The following is a 21,883-nucleotide window of genomic DNA, read 5'->3' as shown; positions in this document are numbered from 1 at the left end:
GGGACGGCCGCTGCGGCGGCGGCGCAGGTGCTCCGAGCACCGCCCGCCTGGACGCCGGACGACACAGCGGCGCCGACGCGCCGGGCTGTGCCGGTGCGGCCAAGTCCTGTGCCGCGACGTGCAAGGCCGCCATCGGGCTGCTTCCTACGCTCGGGGGATCCGGGCAGTGCACCGAGCGGGTGCGCTGCTGCACGAGCCGACCGCCGCCAGCGCTCGGCGTGGCCGCCGCCTCCCCAGGCGCCCGCCACTCGACCACGACCCCGAGGAATCCGATGAGCGCAGGTCCCCTCTCCCGACGCAGGTTCATCCAGGTCGCCGCCACCTCCGTGGCCGGCGTGGCAGCCGCCTCGGGCACTCAGCCCGCGTTCGCCGCGGGTGCGTCGACCCGCTCCGGCCGGGAGGCCGCTGACCTGGTCCTCACCGGAGGGCAGGTCCTGCTCATGGACTGCCGGTCCACGGTCGCCGAGGCGATCGCGATCCGCGGCGGCGTGGTGGTGGCCGCGGGCCGGTCGGCGGCGATGCGTCGATGGATCGGGCGCCGGACGACCGTCGTCGACCTCCGGGGCCGGACGGCGCTCCCGGGCATCAACGACGCCCACCTGCACGGCATCCGGACCGGCCTCGCGCTGCCCCCGTACAACATCGACGTGGGCCCCGCGGCGGTGTCCTCGATCGCCGAGATCGCGCAGGCGGTCGGCGCCGCCGCGGCCGCCGCCGCGCCCGGGAGCTGGGTGCGCGGCAAGGGCTGGAACCAGGAGGAGTTCGCCGAGGGCCGGCCCCCGACGCGCCAGGACCTCGATGCGGTCGCGCCGGACAACCCGGTCGCCCTGCTGGACTGGTCGAACCACCAGCTGTGGGCCAACAGCCGGGCCCTCGAGCTCGCGGGCATCACCGCGACGACGGAGCCACCGGTGGGCGGCGTCATCGTCAAGGACGCCGCGGGAGAGCCGACGGGACTGCTGTTCGAGACGGCGATGGGGCTGGTCACCCAGCGGATCCCGGCGTTCACCCGGGAAGAGCAGACCGGTGCCCTGGAGAAGAACATCGCCCTGGCGCTCAGCCAGGGCATCACCAGTTACACCGAGCCCGGCGTGGGCGCTCTGCAGCGCGGGATCTACGAGGACCTCGACGCAGCAGGGAGGCTGAAGCTCCGGGTCACGGCGCTGCTCAGCCGATCGGACGACACCTATCCCGTGAACGCGGAGCAGGTCCGGGAGATCCTCGCGGGCACGGGTACGACCGAGCCGATCGGAGACCGGTTCAGCATCTCCGGGGTCAAGCTCCGGGCCGACGGGGTGCCCATCGCGAGCCGGACGGCCTGGATGCGGGAGCCCTACGTCGGTGGCGGTCGCGGCGGCATGGTGACGGAGGGGGCGACCGACGAGGAGAAGGTCGCGGAACTCGGCCGCATGATCGCCCTGGTGCACGGAGCGGGCCTGCAGATCGGTACGCACGCCACCGGCGACGCCGCCATCGACGCCGTCTCGGCCGCCTACGCCGCCGTGCTGGGTGGGCACGACCCGCTCGGCCTACGGCACTACGTCATCCACGGGGACTTCGCCTGGCCCGAGACGCTGCGCGAGCTCGCGGCGAACGGGTGCGGCATCAGCTTCAACCCGAACATCAAGCACCTCATCGCCGACGGGCAGCCCGAGGTCGTCGGCGACGTCCGCGCGGCGTACCAGACGCCCTACGCGTCCGCCCTGCGGGCGGGGCTGAACGTGACCAGCTCCTCGGACTCCCCCAACGTCGCCCCGGACTGGCGCCAGGGACTGGAGACGGTGCTGCTGCGCGAAGGTGTGTCCGGCCGGGTCTCCGGTCCGGAGGAGCGCATCGACCTCACGGCGGCACTGCACACCTACACCACCGCCGGCGCATGGCAGGACCGGGCCGACGACTGGAAGGGTTCCCTGGCGGACGGCATGGCCGGGGACGTGTGCGTCCTGGACGGACGTCTGGTCGACGAGCACGGCCGGCTGGCCGTGCCGGCGGAGGAGATCTCGGGGTTGGGCGTCGACCTGACGGTGGTCGGCGGCAACGTCGTCTTCAGTTCCGAGGACGCCGCACAGCGCCACGAGGCGGCCGCAGCCTCAGGTGCGAGCTGGGCGACCCGTCCGCCCGCCGGGAGCATGTGCGCCCACTGCTGACGATCGGACGCCTCTGGCCGGCACCCGACGGGTGGCGGCCAGAGGCGCGCGGTACAGCGAGGCCGGTCAGGTGGGCCGGTCGCTCCGCGGCTGCTGCCCCAGGCCGTGCCGGATCGCCGTCCGGCGGAACGTCTGGGGAGCCTCCCCGAACTCGCGGGTGAACGCCCGCGAGAACACGCTCGGGTCCCGGAAGCCCCACCGCGCCGCGAGGGCCGACACGGGGACGTCGACGTTCCGCGGGTGCAGCAGCTCCTCGCGGATCCGTTCGAGCCGCTTGGTCCGGATGTACCCCGTGACCGTCGTCCCGTGGTCGGCGAAGAGCTTCCGGATGTAGCGCGTCGACAGGAAGTGGGCGGCGGCCAGGGCCTCGGTCGTCAGCAGGTGGTCGGCCAGCCGGAGGTCCAGCCAGTCCGTGAGCTCGCCGAACAGCATCGTGGAGCGCTCCCCGACCGCCGTTCCCCGGGACTCGGCGACGATCGCGGACAGGCACGCGAGCACGGCGTCGCCCAGGTGCTGTCCGGCCGCCGGCGGTGGCGGCCGGTCCGCGTCGACCATCGTCGCGAGCAGAGCGCCCAGTGCAGCAGCACCGGCGAAGGCGGACAGATCGCGGGCGACGAGTGCGTCCCGGTCGTCCCGGCGGATGCGCAGCGCCTGGTCGCGGACGTGCGCCACCAGGTACCGGTGCGGCGCCTCGGAGCGCAGGGCGAACGGGGTCACCCCGTCGTACAGGGCGACCTGCCCGCTCCCGAGGTCCACCGCCCGACGGTCCTGGGTGATCCGCATCGCCCCGGCGACGACGTAGCCGAAGACGAACCCGGGGCTCTCGGCGGCGACGTCCTCGACGGGCTCGTGCCGGTACGGCGCCACGTCGACGACGCTCCCCTCGAGCAGACAGCAGTCGACGTCCCGCATCCGCCACTGCCGCGCGACCCTGACGTCGGTGTCGCACTGCACGACGACGGCGTCGCGCGCTCGCTGGTCTCCGCGGCGGGTGTCGAGGTAGCCCTCGAGCACCCGCACCGGTCGTCGTCCTCGGTCCATGCTGTCGATGACCTCCAGCGACCTTGACCCCGGCGGCACTGCCCTCGTCCGGGGCGGCACGGTCTGACCCCGGGGACGGCTCTCCCCCGTATGAACTTGGACACCTCGCAAGCGCGAACCTAGCCGTTCGATCGGGATCGCAGTTGGCGCACGAGGCACATCGGCCAACTCGACGGATGAGAGCGATCCATGGACGAACACCAGATCACCCGCCGCAGCGCACTCAAGGTCGCCGCCAGCGTCGCCGCAGCGACGGGCTTCGCCGTCGCGAGCCCGACCGCGGCACACGCCGGTCCCCGGTCCCGTCGGGGAGCGGACACCGTGGTCATGAACGGCAAGGTGCTGACCATGCACCGCCGGCGCGACTGCGCCGAGGCGGTGGCGATGAAGGACGGGCTCATCGTCGCGGTCGGCAGCAACCGGGAGATGGCCAGGCTCGTGCACCGCGGCACGAACGTGGTCGACGCCGGCGGGGGCACGGTCCTGCCGGGCATCAACGACGGCCACCTGCACTTCAACGGGTTCGGCTTCGAGGCCAGCAACTTCGGTTTCGCAGGACCGAGGATCTACAGCTACGACGTCGCCAAGCCGACGGTCGCGGAGATCGCGGCGGTCATCGCCCAGGCCGTCGCCGAGGCACCGACCCCGGACTCGTGGATCCGGGCCAGCGGGTGGGACGGCACCCGGCTGGACCGGCTGCCGACCCGCGACGTCCTCGATGCCGTGTCCGGCGACCACCCGGTCTACATGTCCGACATCTCCCACCACGCGCTCGCCGCCAACTCCAAGGCGATGCAGCTCGCGGGCATCACGCGGGACACCCCCACTCCCTCCGGCGGCACCATCGAGAAGGACGCCGCCGGTGAGCCCACCGGCATCTTCCGCGAGTCCGCCAGCGGTCTCGTGGCCGCCGCCGTCCCCCCGTACACGCCGGCCGAGATCTCCGAGGCGATGGACTTCGCCGCCTCGGTCCTGCACTCGCTGGGCATCACCAGCCTCACGGACCCGGGCGTCAGCCTCGACCAGGTGGAGCTCTACCGCGGCAAGATCAGGGACGGCTCGCTGAAGCTCCGCTTCAACCTCATGCTCCGGGCGGGCCAGACGGCCGCCGCGCTCCAGGAGACCCTGAGCGGCCTCACGTCGACGCGGGACGACGACCCGCGCATGCTGCGCGTCGGCGAGGTCAAGGTGCTGGCGGACGGCGTGCCCACCGACGCCGCGACCTCGTGGCTGTACGAGCCGTTCCTCGACGGGCGCAACGGCCACCTGCTCAGCGCCGGGGAGGACGACGCCGAGCGGCTGGCGTCCCTGCGGGAGATCATCGCGGTCGCCGCGGCGAACGGCTTCCAGGTCGGCACCCACGCCACCGGGGACGCGGCCATCGACGCGGTCGTCGCGGGGTACCTCGCCACGAGGACCAACGCGCTGCGCCACTACGTCATCCACGGCGACCTCACGCCGCTGAAGACGTTGGAGCTGATGGCCGCGAACGACATCGGGGTCAGCTTCAACCCGACGATCAAGCAGGTCTACAGCCGCTTTTTCGACTCCACGATCGGCCCCGAGCGCGTCGACTACCAGTGGCCCTTCCGGTCGGCCCTCGACGCCGGCGTCAAGGCGTCGAGCGCGTCCGACGCCGCCGTCGTGACCCCCGACTGGCTCATCGGTGTCGCCGGCGCGGTCACCCGTCTCGGCTTCGACGGCAAGCTGGGCGGGATCGAGCAGGCCATCACGATCGAGGAGTCGCTGCGCTCCTACACCTGCACCCCGGCCTGGCAGGACCACGCCGAGGGCTGGAAGGGCCAGCTGCGGCCGGGCTTCGCCGGCGACGTGACGATCCTGGACGGCGACCTCCTCCAGGCGAGGACCGCGGAGGAGATCACCGGGCACCAGGTCATCGGCACGGTGTTCGGGGGCCAGGTGGTGTACGACGCCACCACGTCGACGGCGCCGGGCATGCGCGCCGGCGCCGCGAAGGTCGCCGCCTACCGGCACCAGTCGTCGGTGGCGTGCAGCACGAAGGGCGCCGGGTGCTGCTGCCGCGCCAACGAGGAGCTGATGTCCCGGCAGCACAGCGGCCGCGCGTGAGGTCCAGCGGCTCGTAGGGGCAGGCGGCGCCGCGCTCGGCACGGCGCCGCCTGCCCCGCTCTCACTCCCGGGCTGCCACGCCCTCCGCCGGCGGCACGGGCGAGGGGTCGAGGCGTTCGAGATCGGTCTCCAGCAGCTGGTAGACCTCCGGACGGCGGCTGCGCAGGACCGGCGCGTAGAGCAGGCCACCGACCAGGGCGAGGACCAGCAGCCAGGGCAGCAGCCGCACGTAGAGGGCGTCGGAGCCGGCCAGCAGCGGGAAGTTGCCGAGCGCCAGGACGCACATCGCCAGCAGCCCCAGCATCCCCAGCCCGGGGGCCACGAACGTCGTCCACCAGCGCGGGTCCCGACGGCGCCGGAAGTGCACGACGATGGAGAAGGCGGCCAGCAGCTGCAGCACCAGGACGCACAGCGTGCCGAAGCCGATCATGACGGGCACCAGGCTGGTGATCGGGTCGAGCCCCAGGACCGCGAAGAAGCCGGCCACCAGCAGGGCGAAGACCAGGTTGGTCACCAGCGCGGTCTGCGGCACGCCGTTGGTCCGTGTCCTGGCCAGCCCACCCGGGAGGATGCCCACCCTGCCCAGGGAGTACAGGTACCGAGCGGCCATGTTGTGGAAGGCCAGCAGGGCGGCGAACAGGCTCACGATCAGCAGCACCTGTGCCACCACGAGCAGCGTGGAGCCGAGGTACTCCTCGAAGAGCACGAAGAGGAGGTCGCCGGTCTCGAGCCGGTCGAGCGCGACCTGCTGGGCGTCGCTCACCCCGGCGGCGCTCACGATGGCCCAGACCGTCAGGGCGTGGATGAGACCGATGAGGGTGATCGCGGTGTAGGTCGCCCGCGGCACGGTGCGCTCCGGATCGCGTGACTCCTCGCTGAACAGCGAGGTCGCCTCGAAGCCCAGGAACGCCGTCGCGGCCAGCAACAGGGCGACACCGACGGACCCGCCGAACATCACGTCCACGGTGAACACCTCCACGCTCAACCCGGTCTGGACCAGCACCGAGACGCAGAAGGCCAGCAGGGTCAGGGTCTCCAGCACGAGCGCGACGCCGAGCACCTTGGCGCTGATGTCGATCCCGCCCCGGGCCAGGAGGAAGGAGAGGACCATCAGGACGGCGCCGGCCAGGAACCAGTTGAGCTCCACCCCGACCAGGTCGGCGACAATGATCGAGGTGAAGAACCCGGTGGTGCCCACGGCGCCGGCGACGAAGAAGTTGTAGCCCATGGTGGCGATGAAGCCCGCGACCAGACCACCGGGCCTGCCGATCCCCTTGACGACGAAGGCGTAGAAGCCGCCGGCGTTGACCAGCTCGCGGGACATCTGCGCGTACCCGACGGCGAAGAGCAGCAGGATCGCAGCGACGGCGAGCACGGCGAAGACCAGGCCGCTGCCGTTGCCGAGCGCGATCGCCAGCGCCATGACGACGATGGCCCCGGTGAGCGGCGCGACCGCGGCGAGCACGAGGAACACGACCCCGGGCACGCCGAGCTGGTCGGGAGCGAGCCGTGAGGTGGAGCCGGAGGTGGGCGTGGCCATTCCGCTTCCCTTCTCCCCGGAGCTCGACGTCGAGGTCCGGGACGGTGTGGAGTGAGCGCCGCGGTGTGGGGACCTGCTCCCCAGCACCCGGGCGGGGACATCGGTCGAGCGTGCTGGTCCGCACGGAGACGGACTTGGAGATGCGCGCACAGCTCTTGGCCGGCCGCGCCCGATCCAGGTCGCCACGCGGGAGACCAGGGCTCCCGGCTACTCCCGCCGGGCCGTGCCGATGACGTGCGGCGCCATGGGCAGGGGTACCCGGGTGTCGGGCATGCGGCAGCGCTCCATGCGCTCCTCGGTGAAGCCGGCCGCGGTGATCTCCGCGGCGGTGTCGCGTCCGACGTGGCACCCGCCGGCGAACAGCGGCCACACGGTGCGGTCCAGGGCGTCCTGCACGACCGTCAACGGCTGCCGCTCGGCCCGGACGTGTTCCCAGAAGACCAGCCGCCCGCCGGGGCGCAGCACTCGGTGCAGCTCCGACAGCGCGCGCGACTGGTCGGCCACGCTGCACAGGACCAGCGTGCTGACGGCGGTGTCGAACTCGCCGTCGTCGGCGGGCAGCGCCTCCGCCGTGCCGTCCACCACGCGGACCGGCACGGGTGCTCGTCCGACGGCCCGCTCTGCCAGTCCGCGCAGGTACCGCTCGGGCTCGACGGCGACCACCTCTGTGACCGCGGACGGTCCTGCTCCAGCCGGGTGACTCGTTTGCGGACGGCGGGACTGGACATCACCACATCGCGGGCGAGCCCCGCGGGACTCAGGCGCGGATCCTCGCCGAGCGTTGCCAGGCTGCGCTCGTTCCCCTCGTCCAACAGCTCGAGGTGACGCACCGCCTGCCACCTGTGGCGAGTGGTGCACGGAAGCAGAGGACGTTGTGACCACCGAGGCCAGTACGTCCAATCGGATGTCACAGGGGCAACTGGAGGCCACACTCTGGCGGGCGGCGAATCCCCTGCGCGGCCTCGTCGATCCGGGCGTCAAGCGGGCCGTCCGCCGGCAGGTCGACGGCTGGTGGCTGGAGCGTGACAACCGGGTGGTTGGCACCGACCCGTGGTCGTTCGGTGAGGTGGCCGACGTCGACGTGAGCGGGGTGGTCCGCTTGCGGCTGTGGCCCCAGCCCGGTCGGACCGGCGACGGCTCGTTCTGTGGCTGGGTCGACCGGAGGAACCCGTGACGACCCAAGGGGAGGCGATGGCCGCGCGGCCGGCTCGGCCCCGGGTGGGCGGCGAGCGGGAGCTGCTCGGCGCCTACTTGGACTTCCACCGTGCGACGGTGCTGGCCAAGCTCACCGGTCTCGACGACGACGTGCTCCGACGCCCGGTCGCGCCGACGACCATGTCGCCGCTCGGGCTGCTCCGGCACCTCACCTACGGCGAGCGGTACTGGTTCTCATACGTCTTCGCCGGCGACGAGGTCAGCGTCCCGCAGGCGGCCGGGGACCAGGACCGCGAGTGGCAGGTCGGCCCGGACGAGTCGGCCGCTGGGCTCAGGGCCGAGTACGAGGCGCAGTTGGTCCGCTCACGCGCGGTGCTGGCCGCGCACGGGCTGGACGACCTGGCCCGCCGCCCGCCCGACGGCGAGCCGCACTCGTTGCGGTTTGTGCTGGTGCACGTGCTGGAGGAGACCGCGAGGCACGTCGGTCACCTCGACGTGCTGCGCGAGGCGCTGGACGGAACGACCGGGGAGTGAGCGCGGCCTCCAGGTCCACGACCCCTTCGTTGTTGCGCCGGATGTCCGTGCAGGCGTAGGTCGTGAACAGCAGGGCGACGGTGTGGAGGAGGTCGCCCGCGCCGATCTGCTTGTCGTCGGCCTACAGCCGTGCCGTGGTCCCGGGCCGGGTTGCGACGGGGACTGGGAGCACGCTTCCGGTGTGTCCATCGACACGCGACAACCTCGGATGGAGTCCCGGCCCGTCGGGTGACTCGCGGGCCGGTCCTGGGCCTCGCTGCACCGCCCCTCCTGACGGCGGGGGGCCCACCCGCGAGGAGTCAGCCCGTGCCCCCACTCGTGGCCAGGGCCGGTCAGCTGTCGATGTCGCCGGCGGGCAGCCCGCCGATGATGCCGCGGACCAGCTCGTCGTCCCGCGGCGGACCACGCCACTCCACGAGCAGCAACGAGGCGTCGTCGCTGGTGCGACCGCCCCGGGCCGCCATGAGGGTGTGCGACAGCAGCCGGACCGTCTCGGCCACGCTCATCCGGTCGGCGCTGGTCTGCTCGACCAGCTCCCGCAGCCGGCCCTCGCCGAACTGCATCCCGTCCGCCAGCCGTTCCTCGACGACGCCGTCGGTGAAGAAGAGCACCCGGTCACCCGGCTCGAGCTGGGTCGTCTGCACCGACGGCGCGGCGCCCCCGAACCCCACGGGGCGGCTGATCGGGCCGGTCAGCTCGTCGACGGCGCCGCTCGGGCGGATCCGCAGGGCTGCCGGGTGGCCCGCGTTCACCCAGCTGAGCGTCCCGGTCTCGGTGTCCAGCCGGCCCACCTGGGCCGTCGCGAAGCGCCCCGGGTGGGTCGAGCCCAGGACGTCGTCCATGTGCACGTAGAGGTCCGGCAGCGACGCAGCGGACCGCCGGCCGTGCCGGTAGGCGGCGACCACGACGGTGGCCATGATGGCTGCCTCCAGCCCGTGGCCCATGGCGTCGAACACCGCCAGGTGCAGGACGTGCTCGTCCAGGGCGTAGTCGAAGCTGTCCCCGCCGACGTCGTACGCCGGTTCCAGGATGCCGGCGAGGGCCACGTCCGGAGTGGTCATGATCAGCGGCGGCAGCGTCTGCCACTGCAGATGGGCCGACAGGCTCAATGGTGCCGCGGCCCGCACCCGGGCGAACGTGCCGGTGTAGAGCGACTTGGTCACGATGAGGTCGGCCGTCAGCCCGGCCAGCCGCTGGGCGAGCCGACGGTCGTCGTCGTCCACCCCGGGGAGGGTGAACGCCAGGACGCCGACCCGGTCCGAGCCGTCGAGCATCGGCAGGTACAACCGCACGGAGCCGTCGGGCAGCCCCTGCTCGATGCGGGCGTCCTGGGTGAAGGCGCGGCCCGGCCAGCTCCCGTCGATCGGCGTCGTCACGCCGACGAGACCTGTGCCGGCCAGTGGCTGCAGGGTCCGCTGGTCGTAGTCCTGCAGCCAGATGCTGACGTCGGTACCGCCGACGGCGGCGATCTCCTGCGCCACCAACGGCCCCACCAGTCGGGCCGGCATGAGGTGGGCCCGGTCGAGCAGGGACCCCAGGACCCGCTCGCCGAGGCTCTCGGTGCGGGACCGGCCCGCTGCGTCCACGAAGCCCGAGCCCGAACCCGAGCCCGAACCGGGACCCGGCTCCTGCACGACGATGCCGAGGTGATCGTGCCCGTCGTCCCGCATCGGTTCTCCAACCAGGTCCCGCCCATGAGAGTGACCCGTCGGCGACCCAGGCGCACCGGCTGTGCGCCGGGTGGAACAGCATGGTCCCGACCGTGGGACCGCGTGTCGATCACCCTAGCCGCAGTGGTCGAGGACGCTCCCGGGAGAGCGCGGGGCGGTCACGCGCGGGTCGTCAGGCCCCGCCGCAGCTCGTCCATGGCCTGCGCGAGGCCCACCCGCGGCACCCAGCCCCACCTCCGCGCGCGGTCGGTGAGCAGCTGCCCGGTCCAGACCGGCTCGTCGGTCCACTCGGGCGCGACACCGAGCGCGTCGGTCACCGTGCCGAGGTAGTCCCGCCACGTCGCGGGTTCGCCGGCGACGACGACCGGGGTGGTGCCACCGGCCACAGGGCCCCGCTCCGCGTCCTCGGCGGTCGCGACGGCGCCCGTGGCGACGTCCGCGATCAGGGCCGCCAGGTCGTCGACGTGCACCCACGCGAAGGTCTTCGCCGGGTTCACCCGGCGCTCACCGTCCCCGATGGCCTGCGGTCGCAGCGTGTTCCAGACCGACGTGTCGCCGGCGCCCATGATCGCCGGCGGGCGGACCAGCACGGTGGTGAGCCCGCCGACCTGCGTCAGCGCGGCATCGGTGGCGTTCTTGGTGTCGGGGTAGTCGCCGCTGCCCTCGGGCAGCAGGGCGCCGTCCTCGGCCAGGTCCCCGACCCCGGCCGAGCGGTCGTAGACCCCGGCCGTCGACATGTGCACGAGCCGGCCGACGCCGGCGTCCCGCGCCGCCCGAGCGACGACCGACGTGCCCTCGACGCCCACCCGGTGCTGCACCTCCCGGGACGAACCCATCGGGTGGACCGTCGTGACGACCGCGTCGGCACCCTGGACCACCTCGCGGGCGAAGTCCTCGTCGGCGGGGTCGCCGACGTGCTCGGTGACCCCGTCGAGCACGGGCGCACTGCCGGCGCGGCGGACGACGGCGCGCACCCGCGCCGACCGCTCGACGAGCGCGCGGCACACCGCGGTGCCCACCAGTCCGTTCGCACCGGTCACCACGACGACGGGAGAGGACGCGACCATGCCGGCCACACTGCCAGCCGCCGCGCCACGGCGCTGCCCAGCTGCCTCCGGACGTCCAGGCGGCAGCCGCGCCGGGACCGGCCAGCCTCCACTCAGTCGGGCGCGTCGACCCTGCCCCGTCCCTCGCTGGGCCGCTGCTCCTGCCGCTCGCGATGCAGACGCAACCGGTGACTGTGGGCCTCGGGGGAATGGACCACGGTGACCGGGCAGGCGGCGTGCATCGCACACTGCATGCTCGTCGAACCGAGCAGCATGGTGTGGAAGCCGCCGTGCCCGCGACTGCCCACGACGAGCAGGTCCGCGCCGTCCGACTCACGGATGAGCGCTTCTGCTGGCGGGCCCAACGCGGCGCGGACCTCCACATCGGGCAGCGGGCCGTCGAAGTCACGGGCGGCCTCGTCGATCGCGGTGCGGACCTTCTCCTCGCTCTGGCTGCGCAGCGTGTCGTGCAGGCGTCGTTCCTCCGGCGAGCCGATCCCGTCGTAGTCCACCCACAACTCCGGCAACCGGTAGGCGATCACCGCCTCGACCGGCACGCCTCGCCGTGCTGCGTCCTCGAGTGCGAATCTCAGTGCGGCCTTCGAGCCCCCGGAGCCGTCGACGGCTGCCACCACCCGGCGACCATGCATGACCTCGGGTTCGGCCGGAGCCGCGCCGACGTAGAGGTCGGCCTCCTCGTCGTACACCACGCCACCTCCTCGATCCAGCAACACCGTTCGGCACCTGGCCCGGCGGCATCCTGCTCGGGGTCTCCGGGCCGGTCAGTCCCGCGGCGGGACCGCGACCGGGACGCCGGTCCTCTCGACCGTCCGGGGCACCGTCATGGCCTCATGGTCCTCCGCCGGAGCCCGCCTCACCAGGGCCCGTGGCTCGTGGTGACCCGGTCGTGACGGGTCGCGGATCGGTCGGTGTCGGGGCTCGCGCGGCCGGACCTCGCCCGCTGCGCCTGCGCCGGCGCGCTATCGTCGACTATCAGGAGACTGATGGTCGGGTGCCGGAAGGGCAGCGGCTCGGTCCTCCCTCGACCAGGAGGTCGTCGTGAGCGAGCTCGACAGTCCAGGACCCGTACCGGCCGCGACCGGGGTGGACGACGCGCGCCTGGCCGGCCTCCGGCGCTGGAACCTGGCGCTGACGGTGCTGCACGCGGCGCAGGCGGTCGCCGTCCTGCTGCTGGCGAGCAGCTTCGCCGTCACCGTGACGACGTCCTTCCCGGCCGGTCCGCCCGGCACGGCGGTGCCGGCGCCGGAGCCCCTGGTCGACATCGGGGTGGGGGCCGCCATCGCGGTCTTCCTCGGGCTCGCCGCGGTGGACCACCTGCTGACCGGCACGGTGCTCCGGCGGCGCTACGAGACCGACCTGCGCCGCGGCATCAACCGGTTCCGCTGGGTCGAGTACTCGGTCAGCTCCACCATCATGGTGCTGCTGATCTGCGGCTACACCGGCATCACCGGGCTGAGCGCACTCATCGGCATCGCCGGCGCCAACGTCGCGATGATCCTCTTCGGCTGGTTGCAGGAACGGATGAACCCGCCCGGCCGCACCCGGACGACGATGCTGCCGTTCTGGTTCGGGTGCGTCGCCGGAGCCGCGCCCTGGGTGGCGATCACCGCCAACGTCCTCGGGGCCGCGCAGATCCCCGGTTTCGTCCTCGGGATCTTCGGATCGCTGTTCGTCTTCTTCATGAGCTTCGCGGTCAACCAGTGGCTGCAGTACCGGGAGATCGGCCCGTGGCGCAGCTACGCCTACGGCGAGCGGGGCTACCTGGTGCTGAGCCTGGTCGCCAAGAGCGCGCTCGCCTGGCAGGTCTTCGCCGGCTCGCTCGCCACCTGACCCACCGCCCGACCGGTCCACGTCGGGTCTGGTCGAGCGCGGGGATCACGCGGACGGTGCGTCGTCCGGGTCCTCCTCGGGCTCGAACGTGCCGCCGGCGTCGTCGGACAGGCCGATCTCCGCGCCGCGGCCGTCCTGCTGTGGCGGATCGGCCTCCGACTCGCGGCCGTCAGGGTCTGGTGCATCGGGTGTGGTCACGGGGTTCTCCTGTCGTTCGGCCTGCCTGCGGACCGTCAGTCGTCGCCGAGCCCGGGGGCGAGGCCGGGCACGTCCGGTACGGCTGCCAGTGGGTTGTCGAGGAGGTCGCGCACGACACCCGCGCTGCCACCGCCGCGTCGGTCGGGCTCCGCGGCGGCCAGCAGCAGGCCGCCCGGGAGGTACTCGATGCCGGTGGCCGCACCGATCTCCTCCACGACGCTGAACTCGTGCCCGAGTGCCTCGAGGGGCGGCCCGTACGCGGCGACGAACGCCGGTTCCGCGGACACCGCGGGGGTGTTCCGCTGGCTGGCCCGGGGCGCGGCGATCGCCAGGGCGAGGTTCATGTCGCGGTCGATGCGGTTGACCAGGGTCTGCAGCACCGTCGTGATGATCGTGCTGCCGCCCGGGGAGCCGAGGGCGAGCACCGGCTCACCGTCGTGCAGCACGATCGTCGGCGCCATGCTGCTGCGCGGCCGCTTGCCCGGGGCGGGCAGGTTCGGCTCGGGCGTCATGGGGTCGGCGGCGGCGAAGGTGAAGTCGGTCAGCTCGTTGTTGAGCAGGAACCCGCGGCCGGGCACCGTGATCCCGCTGCCACCGGTCTGCTCGATCGTCAGCGTGTAGCTGGCGATGTTGCCCTCGGCATCGCCGACCGTGAGGTGCGTGGTGGAGGGGCCTTCCGTGCCCTCCCCCACCGTGAGCTCGCCCGCTGCCGGGCACGGGCCGTACTCGCCGTCCGGGTCGCCCGCCGGGGTCGGCTTCTCCAGCGCGGCGGCCGGGTCGATGGCGCAGGCCCGCTCCGCGGCGAAGTCGTCGGAGAGCAGCTCGGCCAGCGGCACCTGGGTGTACGCCGGGTCGCCGACGTAGGCGTTGCGGTCCGCGAAGGCCAGCGCACTGGCCTCCAGGTAGTGGTGCAGCACCGGCACGGCGGGCAGCTGACCGAGGTCGAACGGCTCCAGGATGTTGAGTGCCTCGCCGACGGTCGACCCACCGCTCGACGGCGGGGCCATCCCGTAGACCTCGAGCCCCCGGTACCCGACCATGGTCGGCTCCCGCAGCGGGGCGTCGTACAGCGCCAGGTCGACGTCCTCGAGCAGCCCCGCGCGGACGTCCTCGACGCCCGCCGCCTCGGGTGGGTCCTGGGCCGTCCGCACGATCTCCCCGGCCAGCTCCCCGGAGTAGAACGGCTCCACGCCCTCCCCCGCCAGCAGCCGGTAGGTCTCCGCGAGGTCGGGGTTGGCGAACACCGACCCCACCTCGGGCAGGGCCCCGCCCGGCAGGAACAGCTCGGCACTCGGCTCGAACGTGCGGAACTTCTGCTCGTTCTCCGCGGTCTGCTGCCGGAACGTCTCGTCGACGACGAAGCCCTCGTCGGCCAGCCGGATCCCGCCCTGCAGCGCGTCCGCGAGCGACCAGGTACCGAACTCCGCCAAGGCCGTCGCCCAGGTCTGCGGCGTGCCGGGCGTGCCCACCGACAGCCCGCTCGCCACCGCCTCGGCGAACGGCAGGGGTTCCCCTGCCTCGTCGAGGAAGGCGCCCGCGCCCATCGCCAGCGGCGCGGTCTCCCGGCCGTCGATCGAGGTGACCGCTCCGGTGTCGGCGTCGTAGTAGAGGAAGAAGCCCCCGCCCCCGACCCCCGCCGAGTAGGGCTCCGTCACGCCCAGCGCGGCGGCTGCGGCGACGGCGGCGTCCGCGGCGTTCCCGCCGGCGGCCAGGACCTCCAGGCCGACCCGGGTGGCGTCGGCATCGACCGTGGCGACCGCTCCCCCGGTGCCGACTGCCCACGGACGCTTCTCCGGCAACGGGTCGGCCGGCGCGGCGCTCGCGGGCCCGCCGGCCGCCAGGGCGCCGGCAGTCAGCGCGGTGAGGGCGACCAGGGTGGTACGCGGACGCAGCATGGAGACTCCTCGGGCGTCATCGATGCGCAGGCCCACATCGGACACCCTCCGAGCTCATCGCGCCACCCCTCCGGTGCACGACCGTCTGCCGCCCGGAGCCCGCCCGGAGCCCGCGCGCGCGCGGGGCCGCGGACCCGGCGGTCAGCCGGTCATGAAGCCGCTCTCGTACGCGGCGATGACCGCCTGGGTCCGGTCCCGCGCCCCCAGCTTGAGCAGCACGCTGCTGACGTGCGTCTTCACCGTCTCGCGGCTGAGGAACAGCTCGGTGGCGATCTCGGCGTTGGACAGCCCGCCCGCCACCAGCCGCAGCACGTCGGCCTCGCGGCCGGTCAGCTCCGGCAGTGCGGCCGGCCCGCGGGCGCGGGAGGGGGCGTGCGAGGCGATGAGCCGGCGGGTCAGGTCCGGGAGCACCAGGGACGTCCCCCGGGCGACGACCCGGATGGCGTCGACGAGCGAGTCCGGGTCCGACCGCTTCAACGCGAAGCCGCTCGCCCCGGCCTGCAGCGAACGGAACAGGTAGTCGTCGTCCTCGAACGTGGTCAGGACCAGCACGCGGGGACGCTGCGGGTCTCGAGCGACCAGCTCCGCGGTCGCCGCGATGCCGTCCATGTCGGGCATCCGGACGTCCATGAGGACGACGTCCGGATCGGTGTCGGCCGCGACGGCCAGCGCCTCCCGGCCGGTGCCGGCATCGCCCACCACGGTCAGGTCGGGCTCGCTCTCCAGGATCACCCGCAGCCCGGAGCGGACGAGCACGTCGTCGTCCACGAGCAGCAGCCGCAGGGCGGTCACGCCGCACCCGACAGCGGCAGGGTGACGCACAGGTCGAACCCGCCCGAGGGCGTCCGCTCGGCGGTGAGCGTGCCGCCGACGGCGGTCGCCCGCTCCCGGAGGCCGGCCAGCCCGCGGCCGCCGCCGGGGCCGGGGCGGCCGTCCTGCTGGGCGACCGGCTCGTTGCACACGCGGACGACGAGGGTGTCCCCGCTGTGGGCGACCTGGGCGACCGTCAGCGGGGTGCCGGCGTGCCGCAGCACGTTCGTCGTCCCCTCCTGGACCACCCGGTAGGCCAGCTCCTGGACGCCGGCGGGCACGTCGTCGACGTCGCCGTCCACCACGAGCTCGACGGGCAGGCCGCCGTCCCGGAGTCCGGCGAGCAGGTCCTCGAGGTCGTCCAGCGACGGTGCGGCGAACGGGACCGGGTCGCGGCCGCCGTTCTCGGCCCGGAGCACGGTGAGCACCCGGTCGAGCTCCGCGAGCGCCGTCCGGGTGTTGGTCTCGATGTGCCCGAGCGCCTGCCGGGCGAAGTCCGGCTGCAGCGGCCGGTCGTCCGCCGGCGTCAGCGTGCGGCGGGCGGCGGTGGCCTGCAGCAGGCTGGCGGTCAGCGCGTGGCCGATGGTGTCGTGCAGGTCGCGGGCCAGCTTGTTCCGGTCGGCCAGCCGCCGGGTGCTCTGCTGCAGCGCGGCGATCCGCTGCTCGGGCGCGGTGCCGAGCAACCGGGGCGCCACGGACGCGGACAGCCGCACCAGCAGGTCGACCACCGCCAGGGTGAGGACGACGTCGAGCGCCATGAGCGCCAGCAGCGGGAGCGCGTTGAGCGGGTTCCACCCGACGTCCCAGCCCAGCACCACGAAGAGGGCGGCACCGAAGAGGACGGCGGCGGACGTGGCGACGCCGAAGAGCAGGCGGGCGCCCAGCCAGCCCAGGGCACGCCAGGTGTCGGGCGCGAGGACCAGCCGCCGGAGCTTGCGGACGACGCTGCGCTGGTCGCGGACCCGCTCCCCCTCGGGGACGTCGACACCGAGCAGTCGGCGGGCCAGCCGGCGCTCCATGCCGGCCAGCCCGCGGGTCACCGCCAGCACCAGCAGGATCAGCAGGACGCCGACGCCGTAGACCAGGGCCACCACCGAACCGATCAGCCCCAGGTACAGCGCCAGGTACAGCGCACCCAGGGGCAGGCTCGCCAGCGCGTAGAGGGCCCGACCGCGCCACCCCGGGCGGGCGGCGATCAGCACCGCCCGCAGCCGGGCGGCGAGCCCGGCCGCCGGGAGCGGGGAGGTCGTCGGGGGCACGGCCCGATCCTGGCCCAACGCCGCGCCCGGCGACTCCCCCTGCGGCGCCCCGCTCCCCTCCCCCACGTGGGGGAGGCTGCTCGGCACCGTGGGGTGATCCGCCCGGGCCGGTCGGCCCGACACGCTCCGTGTCATGACTGCACCCCTCCCGTGGCGGCGACGCCGTCACGCCACCGACGGGCCGCGCGCATGATCCAGGTGCGCGGCCTCACCAAGGAGTACGGCACCACGTCCGTTCGCGGGACCAGCACCGTCCGGGCCGTCGACGACCTGACCTTCGACGTGCAGCCGGGCAAGGTGACCGGCTTCCTCGGCCCGAACGGCGCGGGCAAGTCGACCACGATGCGCATGGTCCTCGGCCTGGACCGGCCCACCGCCGGCTCCGCGCTGGTGGCCGGCCGGCCGTTCGCCACGCTGGCCGAGCCGCTCCGGACCGCCGGTGCCCTGCTCGACGCGGGCGCCGTCCACCCCGGGCGCAGCGGGCGCGACCACCTGCGGGTCGCCGCTCGCACGCACGGCATCCCGCTGCGCCGGGTGGACGACGTCGTCGACCAGGTGGGGCTCGGCCCCGCGGCCCGGCGGCGGGTGCGCGGCTACTCCCTGGGCATGCGCCAGCGGCTCGGCATCGCGACCGCGCTGCTCGGTGACCCCGCCGTCCTGCTGTTCGACGAACCGATGAACGGCCTTGACCTGGACGGCGTCCGGTGGATCCGCCGGCTGGTGCGCGGGCTGGCCGACGAGGGGCGGACGGTGCTGCTGTCCAGCCACCTGATGAGCGAGATGGAGCAGACCGCCGACCACCTGGTGATCATCGGCCGCGGCCGGCTGATCGCGGACGCGTCGATGCAGGAGGTCATGCGCGGCCAGGGTGCGCAGCGGTCGGTCCGGGTGCGGACGCCGTCGCCCGACGCCCTGGTCGGCGCCCTGCGCCGCCGACGGCTGCAGGTGCACCCCACCGAGGACGGCGACCTGCTGGTCGAGGGCACGACGGCGGAGACCGTCGGCGACGTCGCGCTGGAGACCGGTGTCGCGGTGCACCGGCTGGCCGAGGAGCACTCCTCGCTGGAGCAGGTCTACCTCGACCTCACCGGCGACAGCGTCCAGTACCGGGTCGCCGTCGCGCCCGAGCCGGCCGGACTGGTGCAGCGATGAGCGCGGCGGAGCTCGCCGTCCCGACGACGGGGACGGCGACCACCGAACCGGGGACGGCGACCGTCTTCCGGCGCGCCGCCGGCGCCGAGTGGCTGCGACTGCGCACGGTCCGGACGACGTGGTGGTGCCTGCTGGCGGCCGCGGTCACCGTCGTGGGCATCGGCGCCACCGCGGCCTTCGACGAGGCGACCGGACCGGCCGATCCGTTGACCGGCCTGCCGGCGACCTTCGCCGGTGAGTTCGGCGTCCTGCTGGGCCAGTTCGCGCTTCTGGTGCTGGCCCTGCTCGCGGTCACCCCGGAGTACGCCACCGGGTCGATCGGCCCGACCCTGCAGTGGACGCCGCGCCGGGGCGTGCTGCTGGCCGCGCGGGTCACCGTGCCGGTCGTCGTCGCCACCGTGGCCGGGGTGCTGCTCGCGCTGGTCGCCGACGTGGCCGCCTGGCTCATCGCGCCCGACCTGACCCTGACCCTGGCCGACCTGGCCGACAGCCTCGGCCGGGTCGCGGCGGTGCTGGCCGCCGGGAGCGTGCTGGCGATCGGCGTCGGCCTGCTGCTGCGGAGCACCGCCGGGGCCCTGGCCACGGTCTTCCTGCTCCAGCTGGTGCTGCCGGCCCTGCTGCCCGGGTTCGGTGTCGAGTGGATGGCCGACCTCGGGGAGCTGCTGCCGGGCACCGGTGCCGTCTGGCTGCTGCTCGGGGAGCCGGACATGACGGCAGCCGCGGCGGCGACGCTGCTGGTCGGCTGGTCGGGGGCGGCGTTGGCCGCCGGCGGCTGGTCACTGCTCCGCCGGGACGCCTCGTAGCCCGTGCGGTCAGCTCACCGGCCACGGCACGGGCGGCGGCCGGGGGCTCCCCCGGCCGCCGCCCGCGAGTCGTGCCTCAGGCCGAGGTGGACAGGCTGCGCACGCTGCTGGTCGTCGTGAGGGCGAGCCGGCGGCTGATCCGCAGCCCCTGGTCGGCCAGGGCGAACGTCGCCTCGATGACGTCCTCGGGCCGCACCAGCGCCGCCGGCACGATGCCGCGGACGATGGTCGTGATGCTCTGGACGAGCCCTGCGACGGCGTCCTCGCCACTGGTGGCGGCCTGCTGCAGCTGCCGCCGGGCACGCTCCTGCTCCTGGTCGCGCAGCTCGGCGAGCAGGCCGGCGCGGGCCTGCTCGAGCACGCGCTCGACCTGCCGGCGCTCCTCCGTGCCGTCGGGCCCGGACGCCACCAGCTCGCCCGCGACCAGCCGCCGGGCACGCTGTGCCACGTCCTCCTGGGTCCGGGCCAGCTCCCGGAGTTCGACGTCGGAGCCGGTGGACGCCTCCGGGGCGACCCGCTCCTCGGCCTCGGGTGCCGCGCTGGACTGGTCCTTGGTCGCCTGGCTGGACTTCGTCGTGCTCGTCGGTCCGGTCATGAGGTGCTCCTCCTGTGCTCGGTCCATCGGGACCCCCAGGCTCGGCTCGGCAGGTGAACGTCCGGGGGGCCGTGTACGGACAACCGGCGAGTCCGCTCCGAACTCGGGCGCAGCCCAGGCGTGTCGTCCGGTGTGTCGACGGCCGGCGCTCAGCCGGCCGACGGGGCCACCCGCTCGGGCTGGTGCCGGAGCCCGGCCGCCGTCCGCCGGTCGAGCAGCGCCACCACCGCCATGTGCGGGACGGTGAGGCAGAGGAGGACGGCCAGCGCGCCGGCCGTCCAGTCGGGTCGTTGCGCACTGAGGACGAGGAGTGCGATGCCGGCGAGGGCCACCCCGGTGGGGACTGCGGCCGCTGTGGCGTAGCGGAGCAGCGGGGCGCCGAGCCGGCCGGCCGCCAGGTCCTCGCCGTTGCGGGGGTCGAGCACGAGCAGGCGCCCGATGTGGCGGACGGCGTGCCAGCCACCGAAGTACGCCCCGAACGCCGCCGCCGGCGGAGCGAGGGTGAACAGCGCGGCCAGCAGGCCGGCCTCGGCCGCCCATCCGGGCCGGCCGCGGGCCAGCGCACCGAGGACGGTGCCGAGCAGGGCCACGCCGACGACGGCGAGCGCAGCCTGCCGGACGCCGGGTGTCAGCAACCCCGGCAGCTCCGGGGACAGTGTCGCCAGCACCCGGTCGGCCTCCTCGGGCCACCGGGCGAGCGGGACGGCGACGGGCACCCCGCCCAGACCCACGACGGGCGCGACGTCCCGCAGCGCGGGCCGCCACGGGGTCCCCGACCGCTCGGCGTCGAACGCCACCTCACCCATGCCGAAGTGCACCGCGGAGACGACGAACAACAGCAGCAGGCTCACGACCGGGGCCACCAGGAGGGCGCCCAGTGCGACCAGTGCGGTGACGGCGTAGCCGACCAGGACGCCCGGGCGCAGCATCCGCCCCGGTCGCCCGGCGACCCAGTCCGGGACCAGGTGGTCGACCGCACCGTGCGGCAACCCGACCAGCACCCCGACGGCCAGGACGCCCAGCCCCCACGCGGAGAGCCGGTCGGGCAGCAGCACGGCCGCCCCGACGACCGCGCCGACGACCCCGACCGACAGCCGGGTCGTCAGCGCGGTCACCCGCAGCGGTGCGCGTGCCGTCACGACGCCACCCGGCGGATCAGGCAGCCCGACCGGGAGCCGCCACGTCGGTGATGCCGCCGCGGGGCATGGTGACGTCGGAGGCGACGGCCGCGTCGTGGCCCTCGTGCTTGCTCACCTTCTGGGCGATGATCGCCAGCAGGATGCCGTAGACGACCTTGGAGGTGACGTCGGCGACGGTGTAGGTGATCTGCCGGGCGACCACGCCGTCGGCGGAGTCCCAGATCGCGGGCATCAGGTAGGCGCCGGGGTAGAGCATCCAGGAGACCAGCAGCAGCCACCACACGGCCTTGACCAGCGGGCGGACCTCCGCGGGCAGCCGGCCGACGTTGCCGTACACGGTGCGGTACACCAGCGCCAGGATCACCAGGAAGAACACCGTGCTGATCGATCCCCAGATCCAGAACGGCGCGCTGCGCTCGACCTCGTAGAACTGGCCGGCGTAGCCGGTGTAGATCATCCCCAGCCCGGCGACGGTGAAGACGATCCAGCCACGGCGGAACGCGGCGCCGGTCACCCCCAGGACGATCAGCATCTGCAGCAGCAGCACCGGCACGTCGATCGTCCAGTTCATGTACCGGTAGCCGTTGGAGAACAGCTCGCCCGTCGAGCTGAAGGCCTCGCCGTCCCAGCTGAAGGCGTTGTCCCAGCGCTGAGAGATCACCCACAGCTCCAGGAACGCCGACAGCATCACGACCGCGGACAAGGTGGAGGACAGCTGGTACCGGGGCAGCGAGTTCTTGCTGGTCAGCAGGAAGTAGACCAAGCCCGCCGCCATCGCGGCGTAGCCGAAGGTGAAGACGTGGGACACGATGGTGAACTGGAAGAAGTCGTAGCTGAAGGTGTTCTCGACGTTCACGTCGTCTCCTGATCCGGAAGGCGGTGTCGTCGCTCTTCCGTCGTCGGCGGCGCGGCGGATGCAGGCCGGCAGCCCAGCACCGGGCGCCGAGCCCGCCCGGCGCC

General features: G+C 73.8%; 20 protein-coding genes and 1 pseudogene. 7 read left to right on the top strand and 14 right to left on the bottom strand.

The genetic code is table 11. The features are described from left to right. Positions 1-272 precede the first annotated feature (272 nt). Positions 273-2,147 (top strand): amidohydrolase, encoded by a 1,875-nt coding sequence (locus O2W15_RS09750; RefSeq protein WP_269179264.1) that lies wholly within the window; start codon positions 273-275, stop codon positions 2,145-2,147. Between the two features lie 66 nt (positions 2,148-2,213). On the opposite strand, the gene O2W15_RS09745 is transcribed toward O2W15_RS09750, so the two are convergent. Then, positions 2,214-3,188: a helix-turn-helix transcriptional regulator gene (locus O2W15_RS09745; protein WP_269179263.1), complete on the bottom strand. Its 975-nt coding sequence runs from the start codon at positions 3,186-3,188 to the stop codon at positions 2,214-2,216. 189 nt (positions 3,189-3,377) lie between these two features. On the opposite strand from O2W15_RS09745, the gene O2W15_RS09740 reads away from it, so the two are divergent. After that, on the top strand, positions 3,378-5,276 hold the full coding sequence (locus tag O2W15_RS09740) for an amidohydrolase (protein WP_269179262.1): 1,899 nt from the start codon (positions 3,378-3,380) through the stop codon (positions 5,274-5,276). A gap of 61 nt (positions 5,277-5,337) precedes the next feature. Here the strand turns inward: O2W15_RS09740 and O2W15_RS09735 are convergent, their stop codons facing one another. The 3 genes and pseudogenes from O2W15_RS09735 to O2W15_RS23980 form a co-directional block, all read right to left on the bottom strand. Next, the gene (locus tag O2W15_RS09735) at positions 5,338-6,816 is read right to left on the bottom strand and encodes an APC family permease (protein WP_269179261.1); all 1,479 of its coding nucleotides are present in this window, start codon (positions 6,814-6,816) and stop codon (positions 5,338-5,340) included. Between the two features lie 207 nt (positions 6,817-7,023). After that, the gene (locus tag O2W15_RS09730; RefSeq protein ID WP_269163161.1) at positions 7,024-7,479 is read right to left on the bottom strand and encodes a class I SAM-dependent methyltransferase; all 456 of its coding nucleotides are present in this window, start codon (positions 7,477-7,479) and stop codon (positions 7,024-7,026) included. 29 nt (positions 7,480-7,508) lie between these two features. Then, positions 7,509-7,646: pseudogene (locus O2W15_RS23980) on the bottom strand (hypothetical protein); the annotation flags it as partial. A 44-nt stretch (positions 7,647-7,690) separates the two neighbouring features. Here O2W15_RS23980 and O2W15_RS09725 point away from each other — a divergent pair. Both O2W15_RS09725 and O2W15_RS09720 read left to right on the top strand, forming a co-directional pair. Beyond that, positions 7,691-7,990 carry a hypothetical protein gene (locus tag O2W15_RS09725; protein WP_269179260.1) on the top strand — a complete coding sequence of 100 codons (300 nt, stop codon included), beginning with the start codon at positions 7,691-7,693 and terminating at the stop codon, positions 7,988-7,990. After that, on the top strand, positions 7,987-8,505 hold the full coding sequence (locus O2W15_RS09720) for a DinB family protein (protein WP_269163163.1): 519 nt from the start codon (positions 7,987-7,989) through the stop codon (positions 8,503-8,505). The genes O2W15_RS09725 and O2W15_RS09720 overlap by 4 nt, the downstream gene beginning before the upstream one ends. A gap of 332 nt (positions 8,506-8,837) precedes the next feature. On the opposite strand, the gene O2W15_RS09715 is transcribed toward O2W15_RS09720, so the two are convergent. The 3 genes from O2W15_RS09715 to O2W15_RS09705 all read right to left on the bottom strand — a co-directional run bounded on the left by O2W15_RS09715 (position 8,838) and on the right by O2W15_RS09705 (position 11,931). Continuing rightward, entirely contained in the window at positions 8,838-10,175 is a 1,338-nt protein-coding gene (locus tag O2W15_RS09715) for a PP2C family protein-serine/threonine phosphatase (protein WP_269179259.1), read from the bottom strand. Positions 10,176-10,333: 158 nt separating this feature from the next. After that, positions 10,334-11,242: an NAD-dependent epimerase/dehydratase family protein gene (locus O2W15_RS09710; protein ID WP_269179258.1), complete on the bottom strand. Its 909-nt coding sequence runs from the start codon at positions 11,240-11,242 to the stop codon at positions 10,334-10,336. Between the two features lie 92 nt (positions 11,243-11,334). Beyond that, a complete protein-coding gene (locus O2W15_RS09705; RefSeq protein WP_269179257.1) occupies positions 11,335-11,931 on the bottom strand; it encodes a universal stress protein in 597 nt (198 codons plus the stop codon). Positions 11,932-12,280: 349 nt separating this feature from the next. Here O2W15_RS09705 and heR point away from each other — a divergent pair, with 349 nt between their 5' ends. Beyond that, positions 12,281-13,072 carry a heliorhodopsin HeR gene (gene heR, locus O2W15_RS09700; protein WP_269179256.1) on the top strand — a complete coding sequence of 264 codons (792 nt, stop codon included), beginning with the start codon at positions 12,281-12,283 and terminating at the stop codon, positions 13,070-13,072. A gap of 45 nt (positions 13,073-13,117) precedes the next feature. Here heR and O2W15_RS09695 read toward each other — a convergent pair whose 3' ends face one another. From O2W15_RS09695 to O2W15_RS09680, 4 genes are all read right to left on the bottom strand, one after another. Next, complete coding sequence (locus O2W15_RS09695) at positions 13,118-13,270, bottom strand: hypothetical protein (protein ID WP_269179255.1); 153 nt, start codon at positions 13,268-13,270, stop codon at positions 13,118-13,120. A 35-nt stretch (positions 13,271-13,305) separates the two neighbouring features. Next, on the bottom strand, positions 13,306-15,165 hold the full coding sequence (gene ggt, locus O2W15_RS09690; RefSeq protein ID WP_269179254.1) for a gamma-glutamyltransferase: 1,860 nt from the start codon (positions 15,163-15,165) through the stop codon (positions 13,306-13,308). Positions 15,166-15,306: 141 nt separating this feature from the next. Then, complete coding sequence (locus tag O2W15_RS09685) at positions 15,307-15,957, bottom strand: response regulator (protein WP_269179253.1); 651 nt, start codon at positions 15,955-15,957, stop codon at positions 15,307-15,309. Next, positions 15,954-17,234 (bottom strand): sensor histidine kinase, encoded by a 1,281-nt coding sequence (locus O2W15_RS09680; RefSeq protein ID WP_269179252.1) that lies wholly within the window; start codon positions 17,232-17,234, stop codon positions 15,954-15,956. The genes O2W15_RS09685 and O2W15_RS09680 overlap by 4 nt, the downstream gene beginning before the upstream one ends. A gap of 189 nt (positions 17,235-17,423) precedes the next feature. Here O2W15_RS09680 and O2W15_RS09675 point away from each other — a divergent pair, with 189 nt between their 5' ends. Together O2W15_RS09675 and O2W15_RS09670 are read left to right on the top strand one after the other, a co-directional pair. Next, the gene (locus O2W15_RS09675; protein WP_269163171.1) at positions 17,424-18,386 is read left to right on the top strand and encodes an ABC transporter ATP-binding protein; all 963 of its coding nucleotides are present in this window, start codon (positions 17,424-17,426) and stop codon (positions 18,384-18,386) included. Next, positions 18,383-19,189 carry a hypothetical protein gene (locus O2W15_RS09670; protein ID WP_269163173.1) on the top strand — a complete coding sequence of 269 codons (807 nt, stop codon included), beginning with the start codon at positions 18,383-18,385 and terminating at the stop codon, positions 19,187-19,189. The genes O2W15_RS09675 and O2W15_RS09670 overlap by 4 nt, the downstream gene beginning before the upstream one ends. A 76-nt stretch (positions 19,190-19,265) precedes the next feature. Here the strand turns inward: O2W15_RS09670 and O2W15_RS09665 are convergent, their stop codons facing one another. From O2W15_RS09665 to O2W15_RS09655, 3 genes are all read right to left on the bottom strand, one after another. Then, a complete protein-coding gene (locus O2W15_RS09665; RefSeq protein ID WP_269179251.1) occupies positions 19,266-19,784 on the bottom strand; it encodes a hypothetical protein in 519 nt (172 codons plus the stop codon). A gap of 149 nt (positions 19,785-19,933) precedes the next feature. Next, positions 19,934-20,923 (bottom strand): Brp/Blh family beta-carotene 15,15'-dioxygenase, encoded by a 990-nt coding sequence (locus O2W15_RS09660; protein ID WP_269179250.1) that lies wholly within the window; start codon positions 20,921-20,923, stop codon positions 19,934-19,936. A gap of 16 nt (positions 20,924-20,939) precedes the next feature. After that, positions 20,940-21,779, bottom strand: a complete 840-nt coding sequence (locus O2W15_RS09655; protein ID WP_269163178.1) for a bacteriorhodopsin — start codon at positions 21,777-21,779, stop codon at positions 20,940-20,942. Between the last annotated feature and the right edge of the window lie 104 nt (positions 21,780-21,883).

Source organism: Modestobacter sp. VKM Ac-2979 (assembly GCF_026967995.1).
Classification (GTDB): Bacteria; Actinomycetota; Actinomycetes; order Mycobacteriales; family Geodermatophilaceae; genus Modestobacter.
Note: the sequence above shows the minus strand (reverse complement) of the source record. Positions and strands in the feature narration are given on the sequence as shown.